The organism is Rathayibacter sp. PhB179 (assembly GCF_004345345.1).
Taxonomy (GTDB): Bacteria; Actinomycetota; Actinomycetes; order Actinomycetales; family Microbacteriaceae; genus Rathayibacter; species Rathayibacter festucae.
The window spans coordinates 661906-681202 of sequence record NZ_SLVD01000002.1 but is presented as its reverse complement, the minus strand read 5'-3'; the positions used below and the strand labels follow the sequence as shown (position 1 = coordinate 681202).

Genomic DNA, 19297 nt, shown 5'->3' with positions numbered 1-19297 from the left:
AAAAGGACACGGCGGCGCCGCGTCATGGTGGTCGAGTAGCCCTGCAGGGGCGTATCGAGACCCGCCGTCGCCAGCATGGGCGGGTCTGCAGACTCGTCTTTTAGCGATGGTGGATCTCGATACGCCCGCTCCGCGGGCTACTCGATCAGCATGGCTTTCCCATACGGACTTGGTGAACTTTCCTAGGAGACCCGCCGTGACCTGGCAGGCATCGTCCGCGGTCCTCTGGTCTCAGAGGTCTCGGTGCGGGTGGGCCGCGCTTGCGCGCGAGCATCCCGTCGAGAGGTGCGCCTCAAGCGGGCGACCCGTACACAACGAAGGCTGAAGAGCGTTCTCACGTCCTTTTTCGTGCGGAACGGGCGGTTCAGCCTTAGTTGTGCACACCGCTGACGACTGAGAGACGACGAAGGCCGGGACTCCGACCCGCGACTGTGTCGCGGAAGGACTCCCGGCCTTCTTCATGTCTCTTCGTGCAGTCGTCGCGGCACGCGCACGTCGTCAGACGCTGCGCCCCCGGACCAGCCGCCCCTCGCAAGGCGGAGCGGCGATTCGCGTGCCAAGCGAATCGCCGTAGCCGGTGGCGAGACGCTCCAAGGAACGCAACCACCCGCCCTGCCGACTGCGGCGCGCCGCTGCGCGGCGCGCGAATCAGCCTTGAGCGCGTCGCGCAGGGCGGCGCTCGGCGCCGGCCGGGGCGGAGCTGCCGGAGCCCGAGCCGGTGCTGTAGTACGAGCGCGAGCCGCCCGAGGTGGTCGCTGCGGCGGCGGAGCGGCCGCGGCCGCCGCGCTGTCCGCCGCGAGCGGCGCCGTCGGAGCTCCCGCCGGTGCCGCGGCGGGGACGGTCGGAGCCGGCGCCGGCGGGAGCCGCCGAGCGCTCGCCGCGTCCGCCGCGGGGCGCGGTGCCGCCGTCGGTGCGCGCGGCGCGCTTGCGCTGCGCGTTGGCGCCCTGCGAGCGGCCGCCCTGCGACTGGCCGCGGACGGGCTCGACGACGGCGGTCGGGGTGACGTACGCCGCGACGTCGCCGACGAGCTTCGACACGGCGGCCGAGTCGGCGGTGACGAGCTGCGGGGTGACCTGGATGGCGGCCTTGCGCAGGAGGGTCTTCACGTCGCCGCGCTGGCTGGGCAGCACGACGGTGACGACGTCGCCCTCGCTGCCGGCGCGGGCGGTGCGGCCCGAGCGGTGCAGGTACGCCTTGTGCTCCATGGGCGGGTCGACGTGGATGACCAGCTCGACGTCGTCGACGTGCACACCGCGGGCGGCGACGTCGGTGGCGACGAGCACCTTGACGGTGCCTGCGCCGAAGGCGGCGAGGTTGCGGTCGCGGGCGACCTGCGAGAGGTTGCCGTGCAGGTCGACGGCGGGGATGCCCTGGCCGGTGAGCTGCTTGGCGAGCTTCTTCGCGTGGTGCTTGGTGCGCATGAAGAGGATGCGGCGGCCGGTGCCGGACGCGAGGGTCTTCACGAGGGCGTTCTTGGCGTCGAGGCCGTCGACCTCGAAGACGTGGTGGGTCATCAGCGCGACGGGCGAGTTCGCCTCGTCGACCGAGTGCAGCACCTCGTTCTGCAGGTACTTCTTGACCAGCTTGTCCACGCCGTTGTCGAGCGTGGCCGAGAACAGCAGGCGCTGTCCGCCGCGGGGGGTCTTGTCGAGGATGCGCGTGACGACGGGCAGGAAGCCCAGGTCGGCCATGTGGTCGGCCTCGTCGAGCACGGTGATCTCGACGGCGTCGAGGTTGACGAAGCCCTGCTTCATCAGGTCCTCGAGGCGGCCGGGGCACGCCACGACGATGTCGACGCCCTGCTTGAGCGCGGCGACCTGGCGCTGCTGCGAGACGCCGCCGAAGATCGTGGTGGTGACGATGCCGTAGGCGTCGGCGAGGGGCTGCATGGCCGCGGTGATCTGCGTGGCGAGCTCGCGGGTCGGCGCGAGGATCAGGCCGAGCGGGCGGCCCGGGCGGCGGCGTCCGCCGGCGAGGGCGCCGCCGAGGCGGGCGACCATGGGGATGGCGAAGGCGAGGGTCTTGCCCGAGCCGGTCTTGCCGCGGCCGAGCACGTCGCGGCCGTTCAGGGTGTCGGGGAGCGTGTCCACCTGGATCGGGAAGGGCTCGGTGATGCCGTTCGCGGTCAGGGCGGTGACGAGGGGTGCGGGGACGCCGAGTGCGGCGAAGGTGGGGATGGTCGACATGGATGGTGCCTTTCGGGGCATCATGCCGATCTGACAGCGCAGGCGGTGGCCGGGCGCGGGTGATCGGCTGTTCGGGCGAAGGTGACGGTGGTCACATCCGTTCGCCGTACGAAGCGGTGCGCGCGGCCGGGGGCCTCATGCACGTGCGCCAGATGGTCGGGATCCAGAGGGATCCGCAACGGAAAATGGGCGTTCTACGACGCGGGGGAGCGCAGTCGTCGCGCTCGCACCCTCCCACCCTAGTGGGTGCCGATCCATCCCCGCATGGTCGACTGCACGCGGGAGCCGTCGAGGTCGGCCAGCTTCAGGCCGACGAAGTCCCGCGCCCAGTCCGAGGTCTGCACCCGGAAGGGCGGCTCCGGGTCGCGCAGGGTCTGCAGGATCACGGCGGCGACCTCCGCCGGCTCCTGGGCATGGCTGGAGGAGAAGGCGGAGGCCGTGCGGTCGAGGTAGGCGCCGAGCGCGCCGGCGTACGGGCCGGCCTCGGCCATCAGAGCGGAGGAGTCGATGCCGACGTTCTCGACGAAGCTGCTGCGGACCGCGCCCGGCTCGATCAGCGAGACGTGCACGCCGACGGCCGCGGCGACGGGCGCGAGCGCCTCGAAGAAGCCCTCGATCGCGAACTTCGCGGCGCAGTAGTCCTCGTTGAAGGGCTGGCCGACGGCGCCGCCGACGCTCGACACGGTCACGATCCGCCCGCGCGAGGAGCGCAGCAGCGGCAGCGCGGCACGGGTCACGGCGACGGTGCCGAAGAAGTTGACCTCCATCACACGGCGCAGCTCGGCCGGGTCCTCGAGCTCGGTGATGCCGACGTGGCCCGCGCCGGCGTTGTTCACCAGGACGTCGAGTCCGCCGTGCACGGACTGGATCCGCTCGAGGCACGCGGTGACGGAGTCGGCGTCGGTGACGTCGAGCCGCTGCACGTCGAGCTCCACCCCGGCCCCGCCGATCGCCTCGCGCAGTCCGTCGGCGTGCTCCACGTCGCGGACCGTCGCGACCACCTGCCAGCCCGAGCGGGCGGCCTCGATCGCTGTCGCGCGGCCGATGCCGGTCGAGGTTCCGGTGACGAGGAGGACGGGTCGGGGCATGCTGATTCCTGCTTTCCGGCGCGGGGGCGCGCCGCCCGGAGGCTATCGGCGGAGCCTCCGAGAACGGTCAGCATCGGCGGGCGGGATCTCGATACGCCCTCTGCGAGGGCTGCTCGATCAGCATGTCGCCGCCGCGTCAGCCCTTGTAGCGCTCGCCCACCGGCACCTCGACCGGCAGCGTGTTGCCGGCCTGCGCGAGCGGGCAGGCCCAGGCCGGGTCGTACGCGCAGGAGGGGTTGTAGGCGAAGTTGAAGTCGAGCACGAGCGTCGACGGCGTCGCTCCGGTGCCGAGGTCGGCGCCCTTCACGGTGTCGAGCAGGTAGCGGCCGCCCCCGTAGGTGCCGCCCGGCGTTCCGGCCAGCGCGTCCTTGACGGGCACGAAGAGCCCGCCGCCGTAGGAGCCGAGCTTCCAGACGTCCAGGGTCCCTGCGGAGGGGACCTCGACGGTCCCGACCAGCTCGAACGGCACGACGCCGTCCGTCCCGGTCTCCACGTCCATGCGCCGTGCCTCCTCGGCCGGCGCGACCTCGAGCTCGAACCGCCAGGCCGCGTCGTACGGTGCGATCGGCAGCGAGCGGAAGTGCGCCCGGTCGGCGGGCAGCAGCGGAGTGGCGGGGTGTCGGTCGAACAGCGCGTTGCGCGCCCGGATCCACGACGCGTGCGCGGCGAGCAGGTCGACGTTCGAGAGCCTGCGGACCTCGGCGTACATCGCCTGGACGTGGCGGCGCCAGTCGGCGACCTCGATGGCGGAGGCGAGCCGGCGCCGCGGCGACACGGCGCCCTCTTCCTCGCTGCCGTCGTCCTCGCCGGCGGGCCAGCGGAAGCGCAGCAGGTCCGCGCGGGACAGCTCGACGGCCTCCTCGGCCGATCCGTCGGGGCTCACGGTGCGTCCTCCCCTCGGGGGCGGGTATCGGCGCCGACGTCGTGACGCCAGGTCGGGGCCAGCGCGCGGATGCGGATCCCGCGCCACTGCCAGAACGCCCACATCGACGGCCAGAGCGCCGGCGAGGCGAGTCCGGCGCTGAACTCCAGCCGGTCGCGGAAGAGCGTGCGCCCGTCCGGGAGCGGCGCGACGGCCATCCGGTGGTCCCACGCGGTGATCAGCCGCAGCGCGCCGGAGAGCGGAGCGCCGTTGTCGCGGAGGATCCGGACGTCGGGCATCGACGGGACGCGGCGGTAGGAGAGGTCGATCTCCTGCGCGCCCATCGGCACGATCCCGAGCGCGTCCATCGCGACGTCGTGCGGCCCGAGGCCCCAGGTCGGCCGGAAGCCGCCCTCGTCCAGGGACGCCGCGGTCAGGAACGGGGACATCACCTCGCGGAACACGGCCGGACTCTGCAGGGCGCGCCAGGCGGAGTCGGGGTCGGTGTCGAGCACGTGCTTGAGCATCACCTTCACGGAGTCCATCCTCCTCCGGGTTCTTCCGGGCGGGAACCGGGTGCGCGCCGGGCCGCGGGCGTGTAGGCGGCGGCGGAGCGGTCGGTACCGTGGAGGAGTGAACGCCGCGCTCCCCGACTCCGACCGCACCGCCGCCGCCCCGGCCACCGCCTTCGACCAGGGGTCGTACCAGATCCGCTTCGACTGGGGCGCCCGCGGTCTCCGCGCCCTCGCCCCCGCGCACATCACCGTGCTGGTCGACGCGCTCCCGGGAGGAGCGGACGACGCCGTCGACCCCGACGCGATCGACGGCCACGTCGTCCGCGCCGGTCTGGCCGACCGCACCGCCGTCGCCCGCTGGATCCTCGAGCGCCAGCACGAGAACGGCGGGCGGACCAGCGTCAACGTCGTCGCCGTCGGCGAGGTCGACGCGGCGGGCGAGCCGCGCTTCGCCGTGGAGGACCAGCTGGCCGCGGGCGCGCTGATCGACGCCCTGATCGGGCTCGGCATCGACCACGTCTCGCCCGACGCGGCCGTGGCCTCGGCCTCCTACGAGGGACTCCGCCGGGCGTGCGTCCACCTGCTGACCGCCTCCGCCACCGGCCGCCTGCTCACGGCGCAGGGCCGCGGGGCGGAGATCTCCGCCGCCGCCCGCGTGGACACCGTCGACACGGTGACGGTCCTGCGCTCCCCGCGCTGACGGACCGGGCCTGAGCGTCTCCGCAAGGGGTGCGGCCGCGCTCGACCCGCGGGGCCGGAGCGGCGTAGCGTTCCCCGGGAGCGGAGGACCGCCTCCGCCGATCGTCTCCGCGACAGGAAAGCTGGCCCGAATGAAAGCCGTCCTCAACGACGTCGTCATCGCCGACGCCCCCGACTCCGACCTCATCTCCATCGAGGGCAACTGGTACTTCCCGCCCACGAGCGTGAACAACGACTACCTGGTGCCGAGCAGCACCCAGTACACCTGCCCGTGGAAGGGCGAGGCGCAGTACTACGACGTGAAGTCCGACGACGGGATGCTCAAGGACCGCGCCTGGTCCTACCCGACGCCGTACCCGACCGCGTTCGACCGCGTCGGCAAGGACTTCTCGGGCTATCTCGCGTTCTGGAAGGACGTGAAGGTCGTCGACTAGCCCTCGACGCGGTCCGCGCGCTCGGCGCTCCGGCGCCGGTGCGCGCGGACCTTCGCCCGGTTGCCGCAGCGCTGCATCGAGCACCAGCGCCGCGAGCCGGCCCGGGAGGTGTCGAGGTAGAGGATCCGGCAGTCCTCCGCGTCGCAGCGGCGCAGCCGCCCCGGAGTGCCGCCGCCCAGCAGGTCCACCGCCTCGCGGGCGAGGGTCGAGAGTGCCTGCCGCGCCGCCGCGTGCGAGCGGCCGGCCTGGCGCGAGCCGCCGGAGAGCGACGGCGGGACGTCCGGCATCGCGGCGAAGAGATTGACGACGTCGACGTCCGCCGGGTCGCCCACGACACCCCGCTCGGCGGCGACCGCCAGCCGCGAGACCGCGCCGCGCAGCATCAGCGCGTCGTCGAGCCGCGCGTCGCGGGCGGTGGCGTCGACGGCGTCGAAGCGCTCGGCGAGCCACGCCGCCAGGGCCTCGTCGGAGTCGAGGCGCTCGCCGGGGATCCCGCGCAGCGGCCCGGTGCAGGCGAAGTCGAGCGCGAGGCTGCCGGAGTCGAACCACCAGCGCAGTCCGCCCGCGTCGACCAACCACTGCCCGGTGCTCGGCACCCGGCCGCGGACCACGCGATGCGGTGCGCCCTCGCTCACGCCGAGCGCTCGCTCGCGGCCGGTCGCGCCGGCACCTCGCGGCGCCGCCACTCAATCGCGTTCGCGGCCTCGAAGCGCCGGGCGCACCTCCCGCAGGCCAGCGGCCGGCTCGGGCGGCGGTGCCGGTAGAAGAGGTGCCCGCTCGGGCAGCTGCCGACCCACGGGGCCAGCTCGTCCGCGGTCGGATTGCTGTGCGTGCGGTCGCCGGTGTAGCCGAGCGCGGTGGCGATCCGCCGCCACGCGGGCCCGTGCCCGGCCTTCGGGCCGGCGAGCGCGTGCGCGACCTCGTGCAGCAGGGTCTGGTGCACCTCCTCGTCGCTCCACCGCGCGGCGAGGTGCCGCGAGACGGTGATGCGCCGGTCCTTCCAGTGGCAGGCGCCGCCGCGGGTGCGGGCGTGATCGAAGGCGAAGCTCCACGAGGCGTCCAGGTGCTCGCGCAGCAGCGCGTCCGCCCAGCGGGCGACCTGGTCGAGCTCAGCCATCGGTCGGATCGGCTCCGGGGCTCAGGCCTCGTCGCCCTCGGCGCGGCGGCGGCCGCGCACGGCGCCGTCCGCCCGGGGGCCGCGGGTCGACTCGTCCTGGAACTCGGAGGCGGCGGCGAAGCCGAGGCGCGCGACCTCGAGCTCCTCCTCCTCCACGCCGACGCGCTCGCCGAGCGCGGTCGCCGCGTCGAAGTCGCGCGCGGCCTGGCTGTACTCGCCGCTCTCGAAGAGCGCGAGCCCGCGGTGCTTGAGCGCGAAGGAGTGCTCGACGTGCCACTCGTGCGTGCGCGCCTCCTCGACGCAGAGCGTCAGCTCGGAGAGCGCCTCGTCCGAGCGGTCGCGCAGCTGCATGAGGCGCGCGCGGCGGACGCGCGCGGTGAGCAGCTCGGCGCGGTCGCCGGAGAAGCGGGTGCGGCGGACGGCCTCGGTGGCGATGTCCCAGGCCTCGTCGAGGCGGCCGAGCAGGCGCAGCAGCTCGGCCTTCTCGGTGAGCGCGGCGAGGGAGCGCAGCGCGCCGATCTCCTCCAGGCGGTCCTGGGCGGCGTCGACGTCGATCTCCTCGCGGAGCGTCGCGGGGTCGTGGCGGATGATGATGCTCAGGGCGGTTCTTCCTCGTGGATGCGGATCCGGATCGGCGCACGCTGCGGCGAGAGGACGGAGGGGGCTCTGGCCCCCGTCCACTGTACGGGCAACCGGGCCGGGCCGCCCGGCCCGGACGCGCGGGGTCGAGGTCGGCCCCGGCGACGTTCCTCGGCCCCGGCGCCGCTCCTCAGCCCCGGCGGACCTGGAAGATGCTGCGGGCCGGCAGCGGCGAGGGCGTGGCGGTGTCGTCGGTGACGACCGAGGCACCGCCGAGGAAGTTCTCCAGCTCGCGCCCCTGCACCAGCTTCGCGGGCGCGGGATCGGAGGCGAGCCGCCGCGGCAGCCCGTCCACCGGCAGCGGAGAGGGCGAGGCGAGCATCACCACGTTGCCGAAGCGCTTGGCCTTCAGCATCTGGGTGTCGGTCATGATCGCCGTGTGCGCGAAGACCGCCGCGAGCGTGGCGGCCTGGGCGCGGGCGAAGGCGAGCGCGCCGCCGTCGGCCACGTTGACCGCCACGACGCCGGTGGGCGCGAGCAGCGGCGCGATCTCGCGGTAGAACTCGGCGCTCGTGACGTGCGCGGGTGTCCTGGCCCCGGAGAAGATGTCGACCACCACGACGTCGACCGTGCCGAGCAGCCCCGGCGGCAGCTTGCCGAGCACCTCGCGGGCGTCACCCTGGCGGATCCGGATCTGCGCGCCGCGGGGCAGCGGGAGCGCCTCCCGCACCAGGTCGACGAGCGCCGCCTCGATCTCGACCACCTGCTGGCGCGAGCCGGGCCGGGTCGCCGCGACGTAGCGGGGGAGGGTCAGCGCGCCGGCGCCCAGGTGCAGCGCCGTCACGGCCTCGCCCTCGGGCGCGAGCAGGTCGATCGCGTGGCCGATCCGCCGCACGTACTCGAAGGAGAGGTGCGTGGGGTCGGCGAGGTCGACGTGCGACTGCGGGGTCCCGTCGACGACGAGGGTCGCCGCGTCGGAGGAGTGCCGGTCGGGCTCGATCTGCGCGAGGAATCCGCTGGCGAGCACGGCGCGGGGGTGCTCGGAGTCGTCGCCGCGTCGGCGACCGGTGCGTTCGGCCATCCGACCAGTCTGCCGTGCCGCGCAGGAGGGGAGGCGGAGCGGGAGAGGAGGAGCAGGAGAGGCGGGGAGGAAGACGGAGCGGGCGAGACCCTCGACCCGGCCGTATACCCGAGGCCCGTGCCGGGCGCAAGCACCTGCACTTGCGCGGCGTGGCGCAGTGCATCTATAGTTGTACTTTGCGCTCCCGAGTGCCGAGTCGTCATATTGCGGTCGACCAGCCATCGGAACCCGGCATCAGATGGTGGATGCCGATGCCACACTCTAGCCCCCGCCCCGAAGGCCGCGTCAAACCGGTCGCTTCGTCGCTGCGGCCGCGTCACCGCGGTCACGGAACGGGGAGCAGGACGTGTCGGCCCGCCCGGCGGGAGCCCACTCCACACATCCCACAGATTGAGACCCGCGAGGGTCTACGGAGGTTCCTTCCTTGGCTGCTGCGCCCAACGCAACCACCACCTCACCCAAGAACGGACGCGGAGCTTCGCGTCTCTCGTTCGCCAAGATCAGCGACACCCTGACGGTTCCGGATCTGCTCGCGCTGCAGACCGAGAGCTTCGACTGGCTCGTCGGCTCGGAGGCGTGGAAGACCCGCGTCGCCGAGGCGAAGGCCGTCGGCCGGGAGGATCTCCCCGCCAACTCCGGACTCGACGAGATCTTCGAGGAGATCTCCCCGATCGAGGACCTCAGCGAGACGATGCAGCTGAGCTTCACGAACCCGTACCTCGAGCCCGAGAAGTACACGATCGAGGAGTGCAAGGAGCGCGGCAAGACCTACGCCGCTCCGCTGTACGTCGAGGCCGAGTTCATGAACCACCTCACGGGTGAGATCAAGACCCAGACGGTCTTCATGGGCGACTTCCCCCTGATGACGGAGAAGGGCACGTTCATCATCAACGGCACCGAGCGTGTCGTCGTGTCCCAGCTCGTCCGCAGCCCGGGCGTGTACTTCGAGCGCCAGCAGGAGAAGACGTCCGACAAGGACATCTACTCCGCCCGCGTCATCCCCAGCCGCGGTGCCTGGCTCGAGTTCGAGATCGACAAGCGCGACCAGGTCGGCGTCCGCATCGACCGCAAGCGCAAGCAGTCGGTCACCGTCTTCCTCAAGGCCCTGGGCCTGACGAGCGAGGAGATCCTCGAGCAGTTCGCCGGCTACGAGTCGATCGAGCTGACCCTCGAGAAGGACAACATCCTCACCAAGGAGGACGCCCTCCGCGACATCTACCGCAAGCTCCGCCCGGGCGAGCAGGTCGCCGCCGAGGCCGCCCGCGCGCTGCTGGACAACTTCTACTTCAACAGCAAGCGCTACGACCTCGCCAAGGTCGGTCGCTACAAGATCAACCGCAAGCTCGGCATCGACAAGGCGCTGTCCGACTCGGTGCTCACGGTCGAGGACATCATCGCGACCATCAAGTACCTGGTCGCGCTGCACGACGGCCGCACCAACCTGCCCGGTGTGCGCGACGGCGCCGCGGTCGACCTCCGCCTCGACGTGGACGACATCGACCACTTCGGCAACCGCCGCATCCGCGCGGTCGGCGAGCTCATCCAGAACCAGGTCCGCACCGGTCTGTCCCGCATGGAGCGCGTCGTCCGCGAGCGCATGACCACGCAGGACATCGAGGCGATCACCCCGCAGACCCTGATCAACGTCCGCCCCGTGGTGGCCGCGATCAAGGAGTTCTTCGGCACCTCGCAGCTGTCGCAGTTCATGGACCAGAACAACCCGCTCGCGGGTCTGACCCACAAGCGCCGCCTGTCGGCGCTCGGCCCCGGCGGTCTCTCCCGTGAGCGCGCCGGCGTCGAGGTCCGCGACGTCCACCCGTCGCACTACGGCCGCATGTGCCCGATCGAGACCCCGGAAGGCCCGAACATCGGCCTGATCGGCTCGCTCGCGTCCTTCGCGCGCATCAACTCGTTCGGCTTCATCGAGACCCCGTACCGCAAGGTCGTCGACGGCGTCGTCACCGCGCAGATCGACTACCTCACCGCGTCCGAGGAGGACGAGTACCTGGTCGCCCAGGCGAACGCCCCCCTCACCTCCGACATGCGCTTCGCCGAGGGCAAGGTCCTGGTCCGCCCCAAGGGCGGAGAGGTCGAGCTCGTCGACGCCGAGCGCGTGCACTACATGGACGTCTCCCCGCGCCAGATGGTGTCGGTCGCGACGTCGCTGATCCCGTTCCTCGAGCACGACGACGCGAACCGCGCGCTCATGGGCGCGAACATGCAGCGTCAGGCCGTCCCGCTGCTGCGCAGCGAGTCGCCCGTCGTCGGAACCGGCATGGAGGGCTTCGCGGCCATCGACGCCGGCGACGTCATCACGGCCGACAAGGCCGGCGTGGTCCAGGAGGTCTCCGCCGACTCCGTCACCGTCCAGTTGGACGAGGGCGGCACGCAGACCTACTTCCTGCGCAAGTTCGACCGCTCGAACCAGGGCACCTCGTACAACAACCGCGTGGTCGTCTCCGCCGGTGAGCGCATCGAGGTCGGCGAGATCGTCGCCGACGGTCCCGCGACCGAGAACGGCGAGCTCGCGCTCGGCAAGAACCTGCTCGTCGCGTTCATGCCGTGGGAGGGTCACAACTTCGAGGACGCGATCATCCTCAGCCAGAACCTGGTGAAGGACGACGTCCTCTCCTCGATCCACATCGAGGAGTACGAGGTCGACGCCCGCGACACCAAGCTCGGCAAGGAGGAGATCACCCGCGACCTCCCCAACGTCAGCCCGGAGCTCCTGGCCGACCTGGACGAGCGCGGCATCATCCGCATCGGCGCCGAGGTCCGCCCCGGCGACATCCTCGTCGGCAAGGTCACGCCCAAGGGCGAGACCGAGCTCTCGGCCGAGGAGCGCCTGCTCCGCGCGATCTTCAACGAGAAGAGCCGCGAGGTCCGCGACACGTCGCTGAAGGTGCCCCACGGCGAGCAGGGCACCATCATCGGCGTCAAGGTGTTCGACGCGCAGGACGGCGACGACGAGCTCGGCTCGGGCGTCAACCAGCGCGTGGTCGTCTACATCGCCCAGAAGCGCAAGATCACCGAGGGCGACAAGCTCGCCGGCCGCCACGGCAACAAGGGCGTCATCTCGAAGATCCTGCCGGTCGAGGACATGCCGTTCCTCGCCGACGGCACCCCGGTCGACATCGTGCTCAACCCGCTCGGCGTCCCCGGCCGGATGAACTTCGGCCAGGTCCTCGAGATCCACCTCGGCTGGATCGCGAAGCAGGGCTGGAAGGTCGAGGGCAAGCCCGAGTGGGCCAAGCGCCTGCCCGAGCACGCCCGCGAGGCCGCTCCCGGCACCAAGGTCGCCACCCCGGTGTTCGACGGTGCGGCGGAGGAGGAGCTCGCAGGGCTCCTCGACTCCACCACCCCGACCCGCGACGGCGAGCGCCTGATCGGCTCGTCCGGCAAGACGCAGCTGTTCGACGGCCGCTCGGGGGAGCCCTTCCCGGACCCGGTCTCGGTCGGCTACATGTACATCCTGAAGCTGCACCACCTCGTCGACGACAAGATCCACGCGCGCTCGACGGGCCCGTACTCGATGATCACCCAGCAGCCGCTCGGTGGTAAGGCGCAGTTCGGCGGCCAGCGCTTCGGCGAGATGGAGGTGTGGGCCCTCGAGGCCTACGGTGCCGCCTACGCGCTGCAGGAGCTCCTCACCATCAAGTCGGACGACATCCTCGGCCGCGTGAAGGTGTACGAGGCCATCGTCAAGGGTGAGAACATCCAGGAGCCGGGCATCCCGGAGTCCTTCAAGGTCCTCATCAAGGAGATGCAGTCCCTGTGCCTGAACGTCGAGGTCCTCTCGGCCGACGGCACCGCGGTCAGCCTGCGCGACACGGATGACGAGGTCTACCGCGCCGCGGAGGAGCTCGGCATCAACATCTCCTCCCGGTTCGAGTCGTCCTCCGTCGACGACATCTGATCCCGCGCCAGCATCTGACGACTCCCCGTCTCTGACGAGACACCCTGTTTTCCGACAAGGAGAAAACATTGCTCGACGTAACAACTTTTGACGAGCTGCGCATCGGCCTCGCGACGGCCGATGACATCCGTCGCTGGTCGCACGGTGAAGTGAAGAAGCCCGAGACCATCAACTACCGCACCCTCAAGCCCGAGAAGGACGGTCTGTTCGGCGAGCAGATCTTCGGACCCTCGCGCGACTGGGAGTGCTCCTGCGGCAAGTACAAGCGGGTCCGCTTCAAGGGCATCGTCTGCGAGCGCTGCGGCGTCGAGGTCACCAAGTCCTCGGTCCGCCGCGAGCGGATGGGCCACATCGAGCTCGCCGCCCCCGTCACCCACATCTGGTACTTCAAGGGCGTTCCCTCGCGCCTCGGATACCTGCTGGACATGGCGCCGAAGGACCTCGAGAAGGTCATCTACTTCGCGGCGTACATGATCATCGACGTGGACGACGACGGCCGTCACGCCGACATGCCCGGCCTCGAGAACGAGCTCCGGCTCGAGATCAAGACCCTCTCGGACCAGCGCGACTCCCGCATCGCGGACCGCCTGGCGCGCCTCGAGACCGACCTCGCCGCCCTGGAGGCGGAGGGCGCGAAGAGCGACCAGAAGCGCCGCACCAAGGACGGCGCCGAGAAGGAGATGGGCCAGATCCGCAAGTCCTTCGACGAGGACATCGCGCGACTGGAGAGCGTGTGGGAGCAGTTCCGCACCCTGAAGGTCGGCGACCTCAAGCCCGAGGACGCCGTCTTCAACGAGCTCGTCGACCGCTACGGCGTCTACTTCGAGGCCTACATGGGCGCCGAGGCGATCAAGAAGCGCCTCGAGCAGTTCGACCTCCAGGCCGAGGCCGAGACGCTGCACCTGCAGATCGCCGAGGGCAAGGGTCAGAAGAAGATCCGCGCCATCAAGCGCCTGCGCGTCGTCAACTCGTTCCTCGCCACCGGCAACTCGCCGGCCGCGATGGTCCTCGACGTGGTCCCGGTCATCCCGCCGGAGCTGCGCCCGATGGTCCAGCTCGACGGTGGCCGCTTCGCCACCTCCGACCTGAACGACCTGTACCGCCGCGTCATCAACCGCAACAACCGCCTCCGCCGCCTGCTCGACCTCGGTGCCCCCGAGATCATCGTGAACAACGAGAAGCGCATGCTCCAGGAGGCGGTCGACGCCCTCTTCGACAACGGCCGCCGCGGCCGTCCCGTCACGGGCACCGGCAACCGCGCCCTGAAGTCCCTGAGCGACATGCTCAAGGGAAAGCAGGGTCGCTTCCGCCAGAACCTGCTGGGCAAGCGCGTCGACTACTCGGGCCGCTCGGTCATCATCGTCGGACCGCAGCTCAAGCTGCACCAGTGCGGTCTGCCCAAGCAGATGGCGCTCGAGCTGTTCAAGCCGTTCGTCATCAAGCGCCTGATCGACCTGTCGCACGCGCAGAACATCAAGGCCGCCAAGCGCATGGTCGAGCGCTCGCGTCCGCAGGTCTGGGACGTGCTCGAGGAGATCATCCGCGAGCGCCCCGTCCTGCTCAACCGCGCGCCCACCCTGCACCGACTCGGCATCCAGGCCTTCGAGCCCCAGCTGGTCGAGGGCAAGGCGATCCAGCTGCACCCGCTCGTCTGCGCCGCGTTCAACGCGGACTTCGACGGCGACCAGATGGCCGTCCACCTGCCCCTGTCGGTCGAGGCCCAGGCCGAGGCGCGCATCCTGATGCTCGCCTCGAACAACATCCTCAAGCCCTCCGACGGCCGCCCGGTCACCCTGCCCACGCAGGACATGATCATCGGCCTGCACCACCTGACGACCATCCGCGAGGGTGGCGCCGGTGAGGGCCGCGCGTTCTCCTCCGTCTCGGAGGCGATCCTCGCGAAGGACCAGGGCTCGCTGCACCTGAACTCGAAGGTCCGCATCCGCATGTCGGACGTGTACTTCGCTCAGGGTCAGAGCCCCGAGGGTGTCGAGATCGACGACAAGGGCAAGGTCACCGCGCCCGTCCTCCTCGACACGACGCTCGGCCGCGCCCTCTTCAACGAGGCTCTGCCGGTCGACTACCCCTACTTCGAGCAGGTCGCCGACAAGACGACCATCTCCGGGATCGTCAACGACCTCGCGGAGCGCTACCCGAAGGTGGAGGTCGCCGCCTCGCTCGACCGCATCAAGGACGCCGGCTTCTACTGGGCCACCCGGTCCGGTGTGACCGTCGCCCTCTCGGACATCCTCACCCCGCCCTCGAAGCCCGTCATCATCGCGGGCTACGAGAAGAAGGCGGCCAAGGTCGAGTCCGAGTACGACAAGGGTCTGACCACCCAGGCGGAGCGCCGCCAGGAGCTCGTGAAGATCTGGACCGAGGCGACCGACGAGGTCGCCAAGGCGATGCGCGCGAACTTCCCGATCGACAACACGATCAACCGCATGGTCACCTCCGGTGCCCGTGGAAACTGGCTGCAGGTGCGCAACATCGCCGGCATGCGCGGTCTGGTGAACAACCCGAAGGGCGAGATCATCGCCCGACCGATCATCTCCTCGTACCGCGAGGGACTGTCGGTCGCCGAGTACTTCATCGCCACGCACGGTGCCCGCAAGGGTCTGGCCGACACCGCGCTCCGCACCGCGGACTCGGGCTACCTGACGCGTCGACTCGTCGACGTCTCGCAGGACGTCATCATCCGCGAGGACGACTGCGGCACGACCAAGGGCCTCGACCTGCCGATCATGCTCCAGGACGCCACCGGCGCCTGGATCCAGGACTCCAACGTCGAGAACTCCGTCTACGCCCGCTCGCTCGCCACCGCGGCGACGAACGAGGCCGGCGAGGTCGTGGCCGAGGCCGGCGAGGACGTCGGCGACGTCCTCATCGAGAAGCTCGTCGGTGCCGAGGTCCGTCACATCAAGGTGCGCTCGGTCCTGACCTGCGAGTCGGCCGTCGGCGTCTGCGCGGCCTGCTACGGCCGCTCGCTCGCCACCGGCAAGCTCGTCGACATCGGAGAGGCCGTCGGCATCATCGCGGCCCAGTCGATCGGCGAGCCCGGCACGCAGCTCACGATGCGCACCTTCCACACCGGTGGATCGGCCTCGGCCGACGACATCACGCAGGGTCTGCCCCGCGTGCAGGAGCTCTTCGAGGCCCGCACCCCCAAGGGTGCGTCGCCGATCGCGGAGGCCGCCGGTCGCATCACGATCGAGGACACCGACCGGGCCCGCCGGGTCATCCTCCAGCCGGACAACGGCGACGAGGCGGTCATCTACCCGGTGCTCAAGCGCTCGCAGCTCCTCGTCGAGGACGGCCAGTCGGTCGTGCTCGGTCAGCAGCTGCACGTGGGAACGGTCGACCCCAAGGAGGTCCTGCGCGTGCTGGGCGTCCGCGAGGTCCAGAAGCACCTCGTCGGCGGTGTCCAGGGCGTCTACCGCTCGCAGGGCGTCCCGATCCACGACAAGCACATCGAGGTCATCGTCCGGCAGATGCTCCGCAAGGTCACCGTCGTCGACCACGGCGACACCGACCTGCTGCCGGGTGAGCTCGTCGACCGCTCGCGCTACAGCGAGGTCAACCGTGCGGCTCTGACCGAGGGCAAGCGGACCGCGTCCGCTCGCCAGGAGGTCATGGGCATCACCAAGGCCTCGCTCGCGACCGAGTCGTGGCTGTCGGCCGCGTCCTTCCAGGAGACCACCCGCGTCCTGACGCAGGCGGCCATGGAGGGCAAGCGCGACCCGCTGATGGGCCTCAAGGAGAACGTGATCATCGGAAAGCTGATCCCGGCCGGAACGGGTCTGCCCCGCTACCGGAACGTGTCGGTCGAGGCGACGGAGGAGGCGAAGGCCGAGCGGTACCCCAACCGCATCTTCGCCGACGACGCCGCGTTCAGCGACGCGGACCTCTCGTTCGTCGACTTCGACTCGTTCTCGAGCGACGGCTACGAGCCCGGCAACTACAGCTGAGCACGGTCTGAGTGACGAAGGGCCCCGCCGGGAGACCGGCGGGGCCCTTCGTCGTCAGCCCAGTCACCGGTCACGTGGCGCGATGAACGATTTGGCTATTCAGACTGCTCGGTTGGACGTCGTAGTCTAAATCCTTCGATAAGGACCGTCTGGTCACTCTCAAATAGCTTGATGGGAGCCCTTGTATCCTTGTCGGAAACCAGTGCAAGCTGCTCAAAATGCTCAGCCACCTGATGAGGGGTCACACCCCATTGCTGAAGAACGTGTTCCAATAGCAATGCCGTTGAGCCGGATTTGCCATACTGGTACCACCAGTTGCGTGGGTTCCATTCTCTTAGGCGCAGATCCCCAAAGTCACCAAAGCGCGAGTCTTTTGCCGTCTTCTGAATCTCTTCCGGGAAGAAGTTTCGCGAACCAAGACGAATCACTATAGCGTTATCTGGCAAGTCCAGTTGCCGCCCCTGCTGGCGTTCGCGAAAGACGAGGCTTCCTGAGTCGCTGTGATAGGTGTTGATCTCCCAATCCGGGATGATTACCACTTCGTTTCGCGTTGATAGCCAATCCCCAAGCTGGTCAGGCGATATTTCTCCTGACCGTAAAATTCCGCAAGGCATACTTGGCAAAGAAACGCCGACAGAGCGACCGAGGTCGGCGGCCCCATACCGGGTCGAAGATGAGGCGAATCTCTTCCGGTCCATCAGGTCAATCTGAGTACTAGCCCATCGCTGTAGCTCGGATGGGTTGGCTAGAGGAAAGGAGGAGTTGCGATCAGCTTTGAGCGGTGCGCCTGAAAAGGCGCCAAGGCAGTTGTAGACATAGTCGCTGAGCAAGCCGCCAACATATGTTTTGGCGTCTGGTGCCGGCCACCACCACACGTCAGCTGTCGATTCGTTTTCTAAACCGCTAGCCAGAACCGCCCTACCAATTACGCGTCCATCTTCGTCGAACAAAGACTGCTCATTTTCAATGAAGTACTTTCGCCATTCGATGTACATCTTTTGATAATTCGGGTTCTTCATATCGAAAGTGTAGATACGATCGAAAAGCTGGTCGGCGGGTAGTGTGCTCCACTCGTTGGCTTCAATAAGTCTCTTCGCGTCTCGATCGTCCGGTCCCTCGAACTTCAGATCAACGTCCAGCAAGGCACACATGTTAATCAACATATCCCGCACCATTTGCGAAACGGATTGCTCAATTGCATCCGTTTCCAGTAAGCCCTTTTCGGAGAGCGGAGGATTTTTTAATCTTAGTCTGACGAGGGTGCCATTCTGAGTGAGCTCCTCGCGCACAGGAACGTTTCGGAAAAGTGGCCTACCGGCCAAACCATCTTCAAAGACCAGCATTGCCGTCTCCGACGAACCCTGCCTATATCGCAGAGACTTAATTTCCACGCGATCCGCAATCATAAATGCAGAAAAAAAGCCAATCCCGAACTTTCCGCGAGGTCGAAAAGACGCCGCGGGTAAATCAGCGAGGTCCGAGTTGGTTGTAGCTTTCCATTGTGACCTGCCGAAGTCCAACAATGACTCAGCCATCTGATGCTGCGTCATACCGATGCCGTGGTCTTCGACTTCAAGCCAGTCGGATCCACCGTGCTGGTAAAGCCTGATGCTCACTGCGGGAACATCGCGTTGGGAATGGGCTGCATAGAGGTGACTGGCATCTGCCGCATTCGCGATCAGTTCCCGCAGGGGGATAGTTGGATTGTCGCCATAAAGTTAAGCTCCACCAAGCGTTTCCACCACGGTGTTGACTTTCGAGACTTTCAGGGTTGCGTCAATCGGGGTCCAGCCCTGGGTCTTGACGAGTGACGCGAGTCGTTCTGGCGTCGAGACTCCGGCCACCGAATTCACCTTGAACGGTTTGCGGCCGAGGTCGCGACACACGGCGTCTACTTGTTTGAGTTCAAAGTCAATCATTTTTAGTGTGTCGTAGGCGAGCCACCACGCGCGCGATTCTGACTCAGGAAATGATCTACTGGATGTGTATTCAAGTCGAGACTTGTTTACAATGGGGCGGTTGAGTCGTTGTTGAAATACCCAGTGATCTCTGCTCACTCCGACCTGCGGTCGAAACGCGTGAAGCATTAGCGGGGCGCGCCTACTGTCGATATGACTGGCGTCTGCCAGGCGCAGAATGCAAGCAAGCTTGAGCGGGTCTATGTTCCACTCGCCGGGGAGTGAACCGTCTGTCCCGTGTTTGTCGGCCACAAAAGATGGAAGCTCGTCGACGGAAACCCAATGACTCTGGGCAATTCGTCCAATATCGTCCCCAAAGAAACGACGGAGATCTTCCTGGGCAAGAAGTGTTACTTTGCGTCCTGAATCTGTTTCGAATTCTTGGTCCACTAGGCGCGCGGCCTGCTCTGCATGTCGCAGCCTCAGTGTCGTCACCAGAGCAAGCTCGCGATTCGATGCGTCTTCCGCCGCTGTTGGAGGATCTGTCACGCCGGATTCCAGTACACGTGCAAATGTAGGATCTGCTTCGACGGCGTCCTTTCCACCAGGATATGAATTGAGGCCCATCCCGAGATCGTGCAGCAAGAAAGCGCCGCCAAGGATGAATGCTTCCGCCGGGTTCAGAGGGAAATCATCGTCGACGATCATCGAGGCCATATCCCAGAGCGAGTCTATATGCTCGATGCCGTGGTCCGTGAACATAGGCATGGAGATCTTGATGTCTTCGGCGAGGAGTTTTGCGTTACTTCGAAAGTCGAAATAGGCTTCTCGAAGTCGATTTACTGTAGGTTGATTCTCGCCGAAGTCAGTAGAGCCGAGAGTTCGTCGCCAAAGTGATGACGTCTGATAATCGTATGGCATTGCCCGTCCTGTATATGTCAGTACCCGTGGCC

At 68.4% G+C, this 19297-nt stretch carries 14 protein-coding genes; 4 read left to right on the top strand and 10 right to left on the bottom strand.

What is annotated here, in order from left to right:
• Positions 1 to 648: 648 nt before the first annotated feature.
• From EDF43_RS07010 to EDF43_RS06995, 4 genes are all read right to left on the bottom strand, one after another.
• A complete protein-coding gene (locus tag EDF43_RS07010; protein WP_132436051.1) occupies positions 649 to 2187 on the bottom strand; it encodes a DEAD/DEAH box helicase in 1539 nt (512 codons plus the stop codon).
• A 239-nt stretch (positions 2188 to 2426) separates the two neighbouring features.
• Positions 2427 to 3275, bottom strand: coding sequence for an SDR family oxidoreductase (locus EDF43_RS07005; protein ID WP_132436050.1), 849 nt, complete (start codon positions 3273 to 3275; stop codon positions 2427 to 2429).
• Between the two features lie 136 nt (positions 3276 to 3411).
• Positions 3412 to 3984 (bottom strand): DUF1684 domain-containing protein, encoded by a 573-nt coding sequence (locus EDF43_RS07000; RefSeq protein WP_123445360.1) that lies wholly within the window; start codon positions 3982 to 3984, stop codon positions 3412 to 3414.
• Between the two features lie 170 nt (positions 3985 to 4154).
• The gene (locus EDF43_RS06995; RefSeq protein WP_243646246.1) at positions 4155 to 4664 is read right to left on the bottom strand and encodes a hypothetical protein; all 510 of its coding nucleotides are present in this window, start codon (positions 4662 to 4664) and stop codon (positions 4155 to 4157) included.
• A 106-nt stretch (positions 4665 to 4770) separates the two neighbouring features.
• Between EDF43_RS06995 and EDF43_RS06990 the strand changes: the two genes are divergently transcribed.
• Both EDF43_RS06990 and EDF43_RS06985 read left to right on the top strand, forming a co-directional pair.
• Positions 4771 to 5352 carry a 2-phosphosulfolactate phosphatase gene (locus EDF43_RS06990; RefSeq protein ID WP_132436049.1) on the top strand — a complete coding sequence of 194 codons (582 nt, stop codon included), beginning with the start codon at positions 4771 to 4773 and terminating at the stop codon, positions 5350 to 5352.
• A gap of 130 nt (positions 5353 to 5482) precedes the next feature.
• Positions 5483 to 5785, top strand: coding sequence for a DUF427 domain-containing protein (locus EDF43_RS06985; protein ID WP_123445021.1), 303 nt, complete (start codon positions 5483 to 5485; stop codon positions 5783 to 5785).
• On the opposite strand, the gene EDF43_RS06980 is transcribed toward EDF43_RS06985, so the two are convergent.
• From EDF43_RS06980 to EDF43_RS06965, 4 genes are all read right to left on the bottom strand, one after another.
• Positions 5782 to 6420: a CGNR zinc finger domain-containing protein gene (locus EDF43_RS06980; protein ID WP_243582558.1), complete on the bottom strand. Its 639-nt coding sequence runs from the start codon at positions 6418 to 6420 to the stop codon at positions 5782 to 5784. The genes EDF43_RS06985 and EDF43_RS06980 overlap by 4 nt on opposite strands.
• On the bottom strand, positions 6417 to 6902 hold the full coding sequence (locus EDF43_RS06975; protein ID WP_123735016.1) for a SprT-like domain-containing protein: 486 nt from the start codon (positions 6900 to 6902) through the stop codon (positions 6417 to 6419). Before EDF43_RS06975 ends, EDF43_RS06980 begins: the two co-directional genes overlap by 4 nt.
• Positions 6903 to 6923: 21 nt before the next feature.
• Entirely contained in the window at positions 6924 to 7583 is a 660-nt protein-coding gene (locus EDF43_RS06970; protein WP_185019941.1) for a hypothetical protein, read from the bottom strand.
• A gap of 88 nt (positions 7584 to 7671) precedes the next feature.
• Positions 7672 to 8562: a fused MFS/spermidine synthase gene (locus EDF43_RS06965; protein WP_123733504.1), complete on the bottom strand. Its 891-nt coding sequence runs from the start codon at positions 8560 to 8562 to the stop codon at positions 7672 to 7674.
• Between the two features lie 424 nt (positions 8563 to 8986).
• Between EDF43_RS06965 and rpoB the strand changes: the two genes are divergently transcribed.
• Positions 8987 to 12478 (top strand): DNA-directed RNA polymerase subunit beta, encoded by a 3492-nt coding sequence (rpoB, locus tag EDF43_RS06960; protein ID WP_123702077.1) that lies wholly within the window; start codon positions 8987 to 8989, stop codon positions 12476 to 12478.
• A gap of 68 nt (positions 12479 to 12546) precedes the next feature.
• Positions 12547 to 16446 carry a DNA-directed RNA polymerase subunit beta' gene (locus EDF43_RS06955; RefSeq protein ID WP_132436048.1) on the top strand — a complete coding sequence of 1300 codons (3900 nt, stop codon included), beginning with the start codon at positions 12547 to 12549 and terminating at the stop codon, positions 16444 to 16446.
• A gap of 95 nt (positions 16447 to 16541) precedes the next feature.
• On the opposite strand, the gene EDF43_RS06950 is transcribed toward EDF43_RS06955, so the two are convergent.
• Entirely contained in the window at positions 16542 to 18125 is a 1584-nt protein-coding gene (locus tag EDF43_RS06950; RefSeq protein WP_243646245.1) for an ATP-binding protein, read from the bottom strand.
• Positions 18126 to 18164: 39 nt separating this feature from the next.
• Positions 18165 to 19265 (bottom strand): hypothetical protein, encoded by a 1101-nt coding sequence (locus tag EDF43_RS06945; RefSeq protein ID WP_132436046.1) that lies wholly within the window; start codon positions 19263 to 19265, stop codon positions 18165 to 18167.
• Positions 19266 to 19297: the final 32 nt, after the last annotated feature.

Excerpts from the sequence above, each read along its gene's own strand:
- EDF43_RS06995 (WP_243646246.1), bottom strand. The coding sequence starts at position 4,664 with ATGCTCAAGCACGTGCTCGACACCGACCCCGACTCCGCCTGGCGCGCC.
- EDF43_RS06985 (WP_123445021.1), top strand. The coding sequence starts at position 5,483 with ATGAAAGCCGTCCTCAACGACGTCGTCATCGCCGACGCCCCCGACTCC.
- EDF43_RS07010 (WP_132436051.1), bottom strand. The coding sequence starts at position 2,187 with ATGTCGACCATCCCCACCTTCGCCGCACTCGGCGTCCCCGCACCCCTC.
- EDF43_RS06975 (WP_123735016.1), bottom strand. The coding sequence starts at position 6,902 with ATGGCTGAGCTCGACCAGGTCGCCCGCTGGGCGGACGCGCTGCTGCGC.
- EDF43_RS06945 (WP_132436046.1), bottom strand. The coding sequence starts at position 19,265 with ATGCCATACGATTATCAGACGTCATCACTTTGGCGACGAACTCTCGGC.
- EDF43_RS07005 (WP_132436050.1), bottom strand. The coding sequence starts at position 3,275 with ATGCCCCGACCCGTCCTCCTCGTCACCGGAACCTCGACCGGCATCGGC.
- EDF43_RS06965 (WP_123733504.1), bottom strand. The coding sequence starts at position 8,562 with ATGGCCGAACGCACCGGTCGCCGACGCGGCGACGACTCCGAGCACCCC.
- EDF43_RS07000 (WP_123445360.1), bottom strand. The coding sequence starts at position 3,984 with ATGTACGCCGAGGTCCGCAGGCTCTCGAACGTCGACCTGCTCGCCGCG.